This is a genomic window from Niallia sp. FSL W8-0635, assembly GCF_038007965.1.
Taxonomy (GTDB): Bacteria; Bacillota; Bacilli; order Bacillales; family Cytobacillaceae; genus Niallia.
On record NZ_JBBOYD010000001.1, the window covers coordinates 1,997,400 to 2,010,831 of the forward strand.

The 13,432-nt window shown below is 36.8% G+C and carries 12 protein-coding genes; 8 read left to right on the forward strand and 4 right to left on the reverse strand.

The genetic code is table 11. The annotated features are described in order from the left end of the window. Window positions 1-32: 32 nt before the first annotated feature. From NYE52_RS09295 to NYE52_RS09310, 4 genes are all read left to right on the forward strand, one after another. A complete protein-coding gene (locus tag NYE52_RS09295; protein WP_341192817.1) occupies window positions 33-1,271 on the forward strand; it encodes a competence/damage-inducible protein A in 1,239 nt (412 codons plus the stop codon). 204 nt (window positions 1,272-1,475) lie between these two features. After that, window positions 1,476-2,519, forward strand: coding sequence for a recombinase RecA (gene recA, locus NYE52_RS09300; protein ID WP_341192818.1), 1,044 nt, complete (start codon window positions 1,476-1,478; stop codon window positions 2,517-2,519). A 522-nt stretch (window positions 2,520-3,041) separates the two neighbouring features. Continuing rightward, entirely contained in the window at window positions 3,042-4,610 is a 1,569-nt protein-coding gene (gene rny / locus NYE52_RS09305; protein WP_341195145.1) for a ribonuclease Y, read from the forward strand. Between the two features lie 148 nt (window positions 4,611-4,758). After that, window positions 4,759-5,556: a TIGR00282 family metallophosphoesterase gene (locus NYE52_RS09310; protein WP_341192819.1), complete on the forward strand. Its 798-nt coding sequence runs from the start codon at window positions 4,759-4,761 to the stop codon at window positions 5,554-5,556. A gap of 190 nt (window positions 5,557-5,746) precedes the next feature. On the opposite strand, the gene NYE52_RS09315 is transcribed toward NYE52_RS09310, so the two are convergent. After that, a protein-coding gene (locus NYE52_RS09315) for an IS3 family transposase (RefSeq protein ID WP_341192503.1) occupies window positions 5,747-7,101 on the reverse strand; the annotation gives its coding sequence in 2 pieces (ribosomal slippage) (window positions 5,747-6,651 and window positions 6,651-7,101; 1,356 coding nt in all). A gap of 288 nt (window positions 7,102-7,389) precedes the next feature. On the opposite strand from NYE52_RS09315, the gene spoVS reads away from it, so the two are divergent. The 4 genes from spoVS to NYE52_RS09335 all read left to right on the forward strand — a co-directional run bounded on the left by spoVS (window position 7,390) and on the right by NYE52_RS09335 (window position 11,327). Beyond that, a complete protein-coding gene (spoVS, locus tag NYE52_RS09320) occupies window positions 7,390-7,650 on the forward strand; it encodes a stage V sporulation protein SpoVS (protein WP_016201204.1) in 261 nt (86 codons plus the stop codon). 470 nt (window positions 7,651-8,120) lie between these two features. Beyond that, the gene (locus NYE52_RS09325; protein WP_341192820.1) at window positions 8,121-9,044 is read left to right on the forward strand and encodes a dipeptidase; all 924 of its coding nucleotides are present in this window, start codon (window positions 8,121-8,123) and stop codon (window positions 9,042-9,044) included. Between the two features lie 352 nt (window positions 9,045-9,396). Then, window positions 9,397-10,947, forward strand: coding sequence for a tRNA (N6-isopentenyl adenosine(37)-C2)-methylthiotransferase MiaB (gene miaB / locus NYE52_RS09330; RefSeq protein ID WP_341192821.1), 1,551 nt, complete (start codon window positions 9,397-9,399; stop codon window positions 10,945-10,947). Beyond that, on the forward strand, window positions 10,947-11,327 hold the full coding sequence (locus NYE52_RS09335; RefSeq protein WP_341192822.1) for a RicAFT regulatory complex protein RicA family protein: 381 nt from the start codon (window positions 10,947-10,949) through the stop codon (window positions 11,325-11,327). The genes miaB and NYE52_RS09335 overlap by 1 nt, the downstream gene beginning before the upstream one ends. A gap of 653 nt (window positions 11,328-11,980) precedes the next feature. Here NYE52_RS09335 and NYE52_RS09340 read toward each other — a convergent pair. From NYE52_RS09340 to NYE52_RS09350, 3 genes are all read right to left on the reverse strand, one after another. Continuing rightward, window positions 11,981-12,334 carry a hypothetical protein gene (locus tag NYE52_RS09340; protein ID WP_341192823.1) on the reverse strand — a complete coding sequence of 118 codons (354 nt, stop codon included), beginning with the start codon at window positions 12,332-12,334 and terminating at the stop codon, window positions 11,981-11,983. 109 nt (window positions 12,335-12,443) lie between these two features. Continuing rightward, window positions 12,444-12,752, reverse strand: a complete 309-nt coding sequence (locus NYE52_RS09345) for a hypothetical protein (protein ID WP_031534622.1) — start codon at window positions 12,750-12,752, stop codon at window positions 12,444-12,446. A 36-nt stretch (window positions 12,753-12,788) separates the two neighbouring features. Then, window positions 12,789-13,244 carry a hypothetical protein gene (locus NYE52_RS09350; protein WP_341192824.1) on the reverse strand — a complete coding sequence of 152 codons (456 nt, stop codon included), beginning with the start codon at window positions 13,242-13,244 and terminating at the stop codon, window positions 12,789-12,791. Window positions 13,245-13,432 lie beyond the last annotated feature (188 nt).

The following is a 13,432-nucleotide window of genomic DNA, read 5'->3' on the forward strand; positions in this document are numbered from 1 at the left end:
CTTCATGATCGACAAAAAGGGGGAGCAATAGAATGAATGCAGAGATTATCGCAGTTGGCTCAGAATTATTGCTTGGACAAATTGCTAATACAAATGCCCAATTTATTTCCAAGCATCTAGCCGACTTAGGAGTAAATGTTTATTATCATACAGTGGTTGGAGATAATGCTGCTCGTTTAAAGGAAGCAATTAAAGTTGCTGAGAGTCGAGCGCAATTGCTTATTTTCTCTGGAGGACTTGGTCCGACGAAGGATGATTTAACGAAAGAAACGATTGCGAATCATATAGGGAAAGAGCTTGTTTTTGATGAAACAGCTCTTCAATCAATTGAAGACTATTTTATAAAAACAAAACGTACGATGACGGAAAATAATAAAAAACAAGCATTGGTGCTAGATGGCTGTAACGTTCTTCCGAATGACCATGGGATGGCTCCGGGGATGTTTTTGAAAAAAGACGATCATTTTTACATGCTTTTACCTGGACCTCCAAAAGAAATTCAGCCAATGTTTGTCCAATATGGATTTAAAGCAATACAAGAGCAGATGACAAGTAAAGATGTCATTGTTTCGCGTGTGCTTCGTTTTTTTGGAATTGGAGAGTCTTTATTAGAAACCAAAATAGAAGACTTAATTGATGCACAGACAAATCCAACTATCGCGCCTCTTGCAGGGGACGGGGAAGTAACATTACGTATTACATGCAAAACTGATTCAGTGACAGAAGCAGATAAATTAATTGCTAAGACAGAGGAAGAAATTTTCTCAAGAGTAGGCGAATTTTTCTATGGATATGATGACACAACATTAATGAACGAACTCGCTCACGTATTATTAAAGAAAAATTTGACCCTTGCAGCAGCTGAAAGCTTAACAGGAGGACTGTTTCAGCAGGAGGTTACGAGTATTCCTGGTGCTGGAAATATTTTTCAAGGGGGAGTGGTCTGTTACACAAATGAGGTGAAACATCAGATCCTTCATGTGAAAGAGACAACCATTAAAGAACATGGCGTTGTAAGCGAGCAATGTGCGAAAGAGCTAGCTGAAAATGTTGCCCAATTATTAAATGCTGATATTGGCATAAGTTTTACAGGAGTTGCTGGTCCAGATGAACTGGAAGGGAATCCAGTAGGTACTGTTTATATTGGACTTGCTAAAAAAGGGGAGCCGACAAAGGTAGAAGCGCTAGCCTTAAGTGGAACAAGAGCTGGTAATCGAATGAGAAGTGTTAAATATGGCCAATATTTTTTATTGAAAATGCTACAGGAATAGACTATATAGGCGTAAGTAACGATTTCTTGCTTGCGTCTTACTAGGGTAGAGCTTCTCCCGTAAAAAATAAAAAAACGAATGAATGTTCGATTTTTTACTGTACAAATGAAAAGAAAAAAGGTATATTAATAATATAATCTTTTAAGAGAACGAATGAATCAGTGAAGTATGAGATTCATTTTTTATATAAGGAGGAGAACGTTTTTGGGCGATCGTCAAGCTGCGTTAGAAATGGCATTAAAACAAATAGAAAAACAATTTGGTAAAGGTAGTATTATGAAATTAGGAGAACAAGCAGATAGAGTCATTTCTACTTCTCCAAGTGGATCATTAGCTTTAGATGCAGCTTTAGGTGTTGGTGGCTATCCAAGAGGGCGTATTATTGAAATATATGGTCCTGAAAGTTCAGGTAAAACAACAGTAGCATTGCATGCTATTGCTGAGGTTCAGGCAAATGGCGGACAAGCAGCATTTATTGATGCTGAGCATGCATTAGATCCAGTTTATGCACAAAAGCTAGGTGTTAATATTGACGAGTTATTACTTTCTCAACCAGATACTGGAGAGCAAGCGTTAGAAATTGCAGAAGCCTTAGTCCGAAGTGGGGCTGTGGATATTTTAGTTATTGACTCTGTAGCTGCACTTGTACCAAAAGCGGAGATTGAGGGAGAAATGGGAGATTCCCATGTTGGACTTCAAGCACGTTTAATGTCACAGGCGCTTCGTAAATTATCTGGAGCAATTAATAAATCAAAAACGATTGCTATTTTCATTAACCAAATCCGTGAAAAAGTCGGTGTTATGTTCGGAAACCCTGAGGTAACTCCTGGTGGACGTGCATTGAAATTCTATTCATCTGTTCGTTTAGAAGTTCGCCGTGCTGAAACGTTAAAACAAGGGACAGACATGGTAGGGAACAAAACAAAGATTAAAGTTGTTAAAAATAAGGTAGCACCACCTTTCAAAGTGGCAGAAGTTGATATCATGTATGGAGAAGGTATCTCAAAAGAAGGCGAGATTATTGATCTTGGTTCAGAACTTGATATTGTTCAGAAGAGTGGAGCTTGGTATTCTTATAATGAAGAAAGAGTAGGACAAGGTCGTGAAAACGCGAAGCAGTTCTTAAAAGAAAACGTTGAAATGCGTCTGGAAATTCAAAAGAAAATCCGTGAACACTACGGACTAGATAAAGAAGTTACATTAAAGCCAGAAAATGACGACCAAGAAAAATTTGAATTAATCGATTAATCCTTAAAAAAGATGGTATAGTGGTATATCCACTTTTCCATCTTTTTTTACTTGATTATTAATAAGAGACTATTAATTAGCCAATAGAATCTATCGTTATCTCATGCTATTTTATTATAACTAAAAAAACTTCTTGAGAAAAACACACGGAATAAAAGACCAAATCAGGTTTAACAAGCCTAATTCCTGACCATAATACGGATGATAGGTTAGATAGTGAGAATCTATTACAGTTTAATAGGGAGAACTTTCATACATATATAGGAATAATAGAGCAATTGTTGGAGGAAAAAGGCTAACAAGATAGCCAATGAGAAATAGGTTAATCCTACTAGTTCAAAGTCTTGACAATAAATTGGTACAACTATACAATTGAATTGTATATTTTACATTTTTATAAGTATGAAAACCTAGAAAACGTTTATATGACTAGGGAAAAATTTCGATTGAAAAAAGGAACATTAAGCCAATACTTTTAAAATCGTAACAAACACAATTTGATAGCAAGAGGAGGTGAAAATGATGGATTTATTAGAAATCATCTCCATTTTGCTTATTCTAATCGTTATTGCCGTTGTTGGCTTTGTTGTATATTTTATTCGAAAGTCCAATGCTAATGCAAAAATTAGCAATGCAACGATGACTGCTGAACAAATTATTGAAAATGCAAAGCGTGAAGCAGACGCATTGAAAAAAGAAGCTTTGTTAGAAGCAAAGGATGAGATTCACAAGCTTCGTAGTGAAGCAGAACTAGAAGTTCGTGATCGAAGAAATGAACTACAAAAACAAGAAAATCGTTTATTGCAAAAAGAGGAAAATCTTGATCGCAAGGGAGAAGCGTTAGACAAACGTGAATCAGTTTTAGAAAAGAGGGACGATTCTCTTAATAAAAGACAACAGCATATGGAAGAGATGGAAAGCAAAGTGGACGAGATGGTTCGCAAGCAGCAAACAGAACTAGAGCGCATTTCTGGATTAACTCGAGAAGAGGCAAAGTCCATCATTTTAGAGCGTACAGAGCAAGATGTTGCTCATGATATTGCGATAATGATTAAAGAAAGTGATACTAGAGCAAAAGAAGAAGCAGATAAAAAGGCAAAAGAAATTCTGTCACTTGCAATCCAACGATGTGCGGCTGATCATGTTGCAGAAACTACAGTTTCCGTTGTCAACCTTCCAAATGATGAAATGAAAGGGCGAATTATCGGTCGAGAAGGTCGAAATATTCGAACACTTGAAACATTAACAGGAATTGATTTAATTATTGATGATACACCAGAAGCAGTTATTCTATCTGGTTTTGATCCAATAAGACGTGAAACTGCAAGACTTGCGTTAGATAAGCTCGTTCAGGATGGTCGAATCCATCCAGCTCGTATTGAAGAAATGGTTGATAAGGCTCGCCGAGAAGTGGATGAACATATTCGTGAAATCGGAGAACAAACTACGTTTGAAGTTGGAGTTCATGGATTGCATCCAGATTTAATCAAAATTCTTGGACGTCTAAAATTCCGTACAAGCTATGGACAAAATGTATTGAAGCACAGTATGGAAGTGGCACAATTATCAGGAATCTTAGCTGCTGAACTTGGAGAAGATCAAACCCTTGCCCGCAGAGCAGGATTACTACATGACATTGGGAAAGCAATTGACCATGAAGTAGAAGGAAGCCATGTGGAGATTGGTGTTGAGCTTGCTACCAAGTATAAAGAGCATCCTGTTGTAATCAATAGTATCGCATCCCATCATGGTGATACAGAACCAACTTCAATTATCGCAGTACTAGTAGCTGCTGCTGACGCACTTTCAGCTGCAAGACCAGGAGCGCGAAGAGAAACATTAGAAAATTATATTCGCCGTCTTGAAAAGTTAGAAGAAATTTCAGAATCTTATGATGGAGTAGAGAAATCATTCGCTATTCAAGCAGGTCGTGAGATTCGAATTATGGTGAAACCAGATCTTGTAGATGATTTAGAATCCCACCGATTAGCTCGCGATATTCGTAAGAAAATCGAAGAGGAACTAGATTATCCAGGACATATAAAAGTAACCGTGATTCGTGAAACAAGAGCGGTTGAATATGCTAAATAAGGAAACGGTGCGATTGCACCGTTTTTTTTATAGGGGAAAATTTATAAGTACTCCCGAATCTTTCATGAAAATCTAATTGGATTTGCAAAGGGTAGAGAATTATATGGTACACTAGTACATAGTGAAGATTAGAAAGTAGGATTTTGATATGCATATTTTATTTATTGGAGATGTCGTAGGCTCTATGGGTCGAGACATGATTAAAGAGTACGTACCAAAGCTAAAGGATAAATACCGACCACAGTTAACAATTATCAATGGAGAGAATGCTGCTGGTGGGAAAGGAATAACAGAGAAGATTTATCGAAGCTTTTTGGAAATCGGAGCTCAGGCTGTAACAATGGGAAATCATACATGGGATAACCGCGAAATATTTGAGTTTATTGATAACGCGAAGTATTTAGTACGCCCTGCTAACTTTCCGGAAAACAATCCAGGAAAAGGGATGGTTTTTGTTAAAATAAATGATATCGAAGTAGCTGTTATCAATTTACAAGGGCGCACTTTTATGAATCCGAGTGACGATCCATTTATCGTAATTGATCGCTTAGTAAAGGAAGCGAAAAAGCGTACCGATATTATTTTCGTTGATTTTCACGGGGAAGCTACTAGTGAAAAGCAAGCAATGGGATGGTATTTAGATGGAAAGGTTACGGCAGTTGTTGGAACACATACACATGTGCAAACAGCTGATAATCGCATTCTTCCAAATGGAACTGCTTTTATGGCGGATGTTGGCATGACAGGACCATATGATGCCATACTTGGTATGCAAAAAGAATTAGTGCTAAATCGCTTTTTGACAAATCTGCCAACACGCTTTGAGCCACCCAAAAGCGGGAGAGCACAGCTTAGCGGGTGTTTGATTGAAGTGGATAAGAAGACTGGCAAGGCGAAGAAAATTGAGCGCATTTTAATTAATGAAGATCATCCTTTTTATTCGTAAAGAAAAGTAGCTCTTCCTTCTTTCTTGAAGGCTGTTTTCTAAAAGATTGTTGCTTTCTCAATAGAAAAAATCAATTAATGAGGAAATCTGAGCAGCCTGAATACACGTAGAGTCCTATGGGATTAGCGAGACAGGCGAGACCCCGGAGGCGAAGTGTAGTGACCCCCAAAAATTAGACACATATTTTATTTTAGGCTGACATGGTCTGAGTTCGATAGTCAATTGGACTCAGACCATTTAATTTCATTTTAATTCGCTTCGTATTGTAATAATACATGTAAGCCTCTAACTCTTCTAAGAAATGCTTTTTATTTTCAAACTCTGTTTGATAGAAGAATTCCGATTTCATGATTCCAAAAAAATTCTCCATCACTGCGTTGTCATAACAATTCCCTTTTCTAGACATACTCTGAATAATATTTTGTTTTTTTAAGGCAGTTTGATAGGGCTCCATTTGATAATGCCACCCTTGATCCGAATGCATGATTAACCCTTCGTGATTCTTTGGCAAGTGTTCAAATGCCTGTTCAATCATTTGTGATACTAAGGAATAGGTCGGTCTAGAGCCGATTGTATAGGTGATGATTTCTTGATTGTATAGATCTAATATAGGAGATAAATAAAGTTTTTCTCCAAATAATTTAAACTCCGTTATATCCGTTACCCATTTTTTATTGGGTTGAGTAGCCTGAAAGTTACGCTTAAGAATATGAGGCGCGGTCTTTCCAACTCCCCCTTTGTAAGACTTATATTTCTTCATGCGAATCATACATTTTAGTCCTAATTCTTTCATGATACGCTGCACTTTTTTGTGATTGACTAAAAGGCCTCTATTATGAAGTGCCTGTGTTACCCGACGATAGCCATAACGACCATAATGTTCATTAAAAATAGAGGTAATTTCTTTTCTTAGTTTGGCATCTCTGTCTGGAAGATTTTTTTTCTTTACCAAGTAATAATACGTACTACGAGATAATTTAGCTATCATTAGTAGTTTAATCACCGGAAACTTATGCCTTAACTCATAGATCGCCATTACTTTATCTTCTTTGGTGATTTTTCCTTGTCCTGAACTAAGGCTTTCAACTTTTTTAAATAGGCATTCTCCATACGTAATTGTTCTATTTCTGCTTGAAGTTCTTTCATTTTATCTGATTCAACTGGTCCTTTTTTTGGCATGGCAGATGTTCCTTCTTTCTTGGAAACAAAGGCTTTTACTCCCACCAGGTTATACTGCTCCTCCCAACGCTGGATTGTATAGGGAGAAGAAAGATTAAAGCGAATAGCTGTCGTAAGATAAGATGCCCCTGTTTCTTCACGATATTTTAGTACCTCTAGTTTAAACGAGGGCTCATAAAAAGCGCAACTATTCCTAGGGATTAAAGCTTCTATTCCGTACGTCCGGTATAATTTTACCCACTTCGAAACAGATTTTCGATCAATCCCCATCTGTTTCGCTACTTCAGCAAAAGAATATTTTCCACTCTCATATAGTTGAACAACAAACAACTTTCCTTCTGCTGTCCATTTTTCCTTTTTCTTCATACAAAAAACACCCCACTTATTGTGTCCAATAAGTGGGGTGCACTGCAAAGCTGAGGAGGCTCACCGCTCGCCCCATGGAAAGCGAAGTGTATTCAGGCTGCGGGTCATAGCAACAAACTTTACGAAAACAGCTTTCCTTGAAAAATCAAATAATTTCAAAGTTTTTATGTCCAAGCTGGAATATGTGTATTAAACTTGGAATATAGTAACATTGGAATGATATATATCCTGATATGTTCATTAATCTTAATGAAACATGCGGGGGGGTTAAACAAGGAGGAGCTAGAAATGGAGATATTAAAGGTTTCAGCAAAGTCTAGTCCCAATTCTGTAGCTGGTGCGCTTGCAGGTGTTCTACGAGAAAGAGGTGGAGCAGAAATCCAGGCAATTGGTGCAGGTGCATTAAATCAAGCGGTTAAAGCAGTTGCTATCGCAAGAGGATTTGTAGCACCTAGCGGAGTGGATTTAATCTGTATCCCTGCCTTCACTGATATCGTTATTGACGGTGAAGAAAGAACAGCCATCAAGCTCATTGTGGAGCCTAGATAAAGAGAAAATAAGATTATATGAAAAAAGGAAAGTATGATTAACATGCATGCTTTCCCGCTTTCCCTTCTTGTGATTGGTACATTCGCTCGGGCAGAATCAATCCTTTCAGGAAGTTTACTTTAGAATGGAATAGAGCAAACCTTCAAAAGGAGGGGGGTGTCTCATCAATAAGGTTTAGTTTCATAGCAAGATTACAAGTTAGAGAACGAACTTTGCTCGAACTAGATTCTTGAAGCTGTGGACATAAACCGAATGAAAGAGGCACCTTTTTTTTATTTTCTATTATTATTCATTAGTAAAAAAATATTCAGGTGACAAATATTAGCAATATAGATAGAAGAATAGCCTTAATTTTTAAAAAAAATAAAATACTAGTTTAAATAGTTTGAAAATAATGATATCTTGATGGAAAGCCTGCAAAATTTACATAGAAGAAAAGAAAGAACATATTTGTATAGGAGTGGATTTTTTTGAATTACTTTGATGGGCATTCCGATGTTTTGTTAAAAATGTTTAAAGATAAAACAATTAATTTTCAGAATAGTGAAAAGCTTCATATTACGAAAGAAGGACTCCAAAAAGGTGGAGCTAAGATTCAATGCTTCGCCATCTATATTCCTGAATCCGTTCATCCTGATATGAAGTTTGAAGCAGCATTATCAATGACAACCATTTTTTACGAAAAAATCTTACAGCTTAACCCAGATTTAAAATTTATCCGTAATCAAAAGGATATCGAGCAATTGAAAGAAGAGGAAATTGGTGCGATTCTAACACTAGAGGGCTGCGATGCAATCGGTGCCGATTTATTGAAATTAAAGACATTACTTCAATTAGGCGTTTCAGCAGTCGGACTAACCTGGAACTATGCGAATGCTGTGGCAGATGGTGCATTAGAGCCAAGAGGTGCTGGTTTATCTTTATTTGGAAGAGAAACAGTGAAGCTTTTGAATCAACAAGATATATTAGTAGATGTTTCCCATTTATCGGAAAATTCCTTCTGGGATGTAATGGAGCTTGGTGATCATCCTTATGCATCTCACTCGAATGCCTATAATCTATGCCCACATCCTCGTAATCTAAAAGATGAACAAATTAAAGCGTTGATTGAAGCAGACAGTGTAATTGGAATTACTTTCGTACCGCAATTTTTAAGTGGATCGAGTGCAGCAACCATTACGGATGTATTACGCCATTTAGATTATATCTGTTCCCTTGGAGGGGAGGATCATGTTGGCTTTGGCTCTGACTTTGATGGAATCTCACAAACAGTCAAAGGGCTAGCTTCAACCGCAGATTATCCGAATCTAATCAACGAGCTAACGAAATATTATACTAGTAGTCAAGTAGAGAAGTTTTTATATACAAATATGGTAAAAAGATTTCCGAAATAAAAGGGAATGTTAATAAATATACGGGCAGTTACGTTTTCTCCATTTGAGATAGAAAACGTAACTGCCCGTTACTGCGAGATTCCTACTATATAAAGATAAAGAAAATAGTAGAAATCTTTCTTTCTAACCTTGCTATTGTTTTCAAAAGGTCAAAGGCTTATACTAGAATAATGAAAATATGTCTATAAAGAGTAGTACATATGAAGTATAGATTGTTGTTTATCAGGCTGTGGGTCATAATATCAACCTTTACGAGAACAGCCAAAAAACAATCTATAAGAACTAACCTAAAACATGCATATTAACAAACTTATGGATGAAGAAAGTCATCGATAAGAGAGGAGTAGTTGAAATGAACGAAAAACAACGTTTAGAAGGACAAAAAATTGAAAGCACTAATTCTTCGGACAAAAAATCCGAAAAGGATTACAGCAAATATTTCGAAACAGTATACAAAGCACCTTCTTTAAAAGATGCAAAAAAACGGGGAAAAGAAGAAGTTCGTTATGAAAAAGATTTCTCAATTTCAGAACAATTCCGTGGAATGGGAGAAGGACGCAAATTCTACATTCGTACATACGGCTGTCAAATGAATGAACATGATACGGAAGTAATGGCAGGGATTTTCTTAGCATTAGGCTATGAAGCAACAGATACAGTGGATGATGCCAATGTTATTCTTCTTAATACATGTGCGATTCGTGAAAATGCTGAAAATAAAGTATTTGGTGAATTAGGACATTTAAAGCATTTAAAAACAGAAAAACCAGACCTTTTAATAGGTGTTTGTGGTTGTATGTCCCAAGAAGAATCTGTAGTAAATAAGATTTTAAAAACATACACACAAGTAGACATGATTTTCGGTACGCATAACATTCACCGTTTACCAAATATTCTTCAAGAAGCATATATGTCGAAGGAAATGGTAGTGGAAGTTTGGTCAAAAGAAGGGGACGTTATCGAGAACCTTCCGAAAGTACGTAATGGAAAAATTAAAGCGTGGGTTAATATCATGTATGGCTGTGATAAGTTCTGTACCTACTGTATCGTTCCTTATACGCGCGGGAAAGAGCGTAGCCGCCGTCCAGAGGATATTATTCAAGAGGTGCGTCAATTAGCAGCACAAGGCTATAAAGAAATTACGCTACTCGGCCAAAACGTAAACGCATATGGAAAAGATTTTACAGATATCGATTTCCGTTTCGGTGATTTAATGGAGGAAATGCGCAAAATTGATATTCCCCGTGTTCGTTTTACAACAAGTCACCCACGTGATTTCGATGATCATTTAATCGAAGTGCTTGCTAAAGGCGGAAATCTAGTAGAACATATTCATTTACCAGTTCAATCTGGTTCATCTGATGTGTTGAAAATTATGGCGCGTAAATATACAAGAGAAAAGTATTTAGAATTAGTTCGCAAAATGAAAGCAGCTATTCCTAATTTAACGCTAACAACAGACATTATTGTTGGATATCCAAATGAAACAGATGAGCAATTCGAAGAAACATTATCTCTTTATAAAGAGGTTGGCTTTGAAGCGGCTTACACATTCATTTATTCTCCGCGCGAAGGTACACCGGCAGCGAAAATGAAAGATAATGTTCCAATGGAAGTGAAAAAGGAACGCTTGCAGCGATTAAATGCTTTAGTTAATGAGTATTCTGCTAATTCCATGAAGGGCTATCACGGCCAAATTGTGGAAGTCCTTGTAGAAGGGGAAAGCAAGAATAATCCAGAGGTACTTGCTGGTTATACACGCAAAAACAAGCTAGTAAACTTTGTTGGACCAAAATCAGCGATCGGCAAACTTGTTTCTGTGAAAATTACAGATGCAAAGACTTGGTCATTAAATGGAGAAATGATTGAAGTATTAGAAGCGGAAGCTGTTGAGGCAAACTAATGGCTAAGTATACAAAAGAAGAAATTATTGAGCGAACAGAACAACTTGCCAAGATGATTCGCGATACCGAAGAAGTCGAGTTTTATCAGCGGGCAGAACAGCAAATCAATCAAAACAAAAAAGTGAATGACCGAATTGCTCAAATCAAAAAATTGCAAAAACAAGCAGTTAATCTTCAGCACTATGGGAAAATTGCTGCTTTAAAGGAAACAGAAGCAAAAATTGATGCCTTGCAAAAAGAAATCGATGAGCTTCCAATCGTCAGCGAATTTAAAGAATCACAAGAAATCGTGAACGACATGCTCCAGATGATAACAAAAACCATTGCAAACACTGTTGAAACGGAAATTCTTTCGGCTGTTGAGAAGAAAGAAGATTAATCAGCATGTGGATGGTTCAAGTTTAGCATTCTGAGCTAACTGGAGCGGGAAGCATATTTGCGAATCAATTAAAATATACGTGTAATGGGTTCTGCTACCTGTCACACAAAGGTAAAATGCATATGAAAAAGACCATCGATTTGATGGTCTTTTTGTTGATATAATACAGAGGATAAATAGGCGTGAAACGGTAGAAATATCAAAATGTAAGGTTACAGGGATTTCTGCTACCTTGCAAATGGGACTGCAAAATGAGGTTTTTTATTTGTAAACCCGCGTTGTTGATTAGGAGAAGTCATAAGCGGAGAAATTCCGGCTAATGAAAAAAAGTGAGCATGAAAAGCAGAAATAAGCGGAAATTTTTCGGTTAACTCCTCTAAATAAGGCAAAATCAAGAGATTTGAATCATATAAGCGGAAAAACTACTCTTATTTTCAAAGAAATAAGAAAGATTTTCAATTTAAGCGGAATTTTTACGTTTATTTTTCAATCACGTTGAAATCACCATTCCGTTATAATGGAGCTTTGGTGTCATGTTCTTACACGTAATAAAAAGCCCTGCATTTTTGCAGGACAAAAGGTATGGCAATCATAAGGACATTTTCATAAATGGTGACAGGTATCCTAATCCGTTGCATATGCGCGCTTGGTTTTTACTTATTTTGATTATTTAAAATGTTAATCGCTCGTAAGAATGCTTTTCGGTATTCCTGCTGTTCCTTCATAGCTGTTTGCAAGGTAGAAAGCAGTGCTTTATTTAGCTGCTTCGTTTCTTTATCTTTCGCATTTCCATTATTAATCGTTTGTTGAAGAAATGTATAGACTAGAAATAGAACAGAGTAGTTATCTACATAAGTAAGACTGACAGCACTTCCACCATTTCCTCCTTCTGCATGTGTATTAACAGAAGGTCCTCCCGTTTCCAATATTTTGTCTATAAGTTCCTCTGGTACGCCAAGCTCCTTTAATTTCTCAGCAGTTAAGCCAATATTTTTCTCTTTCGCCATTTTTTCCCCTCCTCCTATTAGATATGTAAAAGAAAAGGGCAATCATCAAGATGATGTTGCCCTTTATTATATGCTTCTCTCTTATTGGCGTGATTATTTTAAAAGGTGATTAACCTTCGTTCACCATTTCAGGGCTGTTTTCGTTGTAAGATACAGCAGTAGCAGCACCAGCAACGTTAGCATTAACTAAAATACCACCAACAAAGAAGTTTAATAAGTTAACACCTACAGCAGCACCACCAGCAGCACCAGAAGCAGTAAATTGGTTAGCAAGGTTACCATTTCCTTGAGTAGCGTTAGTGAATCCGCGAAGTTCTGCTCCTTTATTTCCAATGCCTTTACCTTTAGCAGTAACATCAGTACCAGCAACGCCAGAACCGTTACCTTTGTGACAATCAGATGTGTAGTTAGACAACATATGATTTCACCTCCTTTCAAAAGTGAGATTCATTCCTTATTTTTTGATGAAATCAGATAAATCTAGTGAAAAAATAGGCTTGCCATTCACGTTTAATTTAAGATTCCCATCATCATTTGAAGCATCAATAACAGGTAGCTTTTCCTGTAGCTTGCTTAGTGTCTCTTGATTTACTAAGCTTTTTAATGTTTCTGGATTAAGATTCGGCATTACTTTATCTTTAAGCGAATCAAAATCGATATTGGCCACTTTTTCTTTAATAGAATCTAAGTCAACATTTGGTGCAACCTTTTCTTTCACTGCCTCCATTGTGCTTTCAGATACATTGTTTGTTAAGCCTTTTGTTAATTTTTGAACCAATCCACCCATTTCAGTAGATAGCTTACCGACTAATTCTTGTGCGTATTTAGCTCCTTCTTCACCAGAAACCTCTTTGCCATTTACATTGAATTTAAAATCAAACTGATCGTTGTTATTAAATAACCCTGCCAACTTCCTCACCCCCTTACCGTATACTACAGTATATAAAGATTTGACCAAGCTGTATCCGCGAATGTATTAATACAAACGCATATTTTTTTCGTAAGTTAAAAATTTTATCGAAGGAGTGCTGTGTTTTACCCATAATTAAGAAAAATTCTCGCCAGTTACAAGCATGCAGGAATGCTTAGCAAAATGGA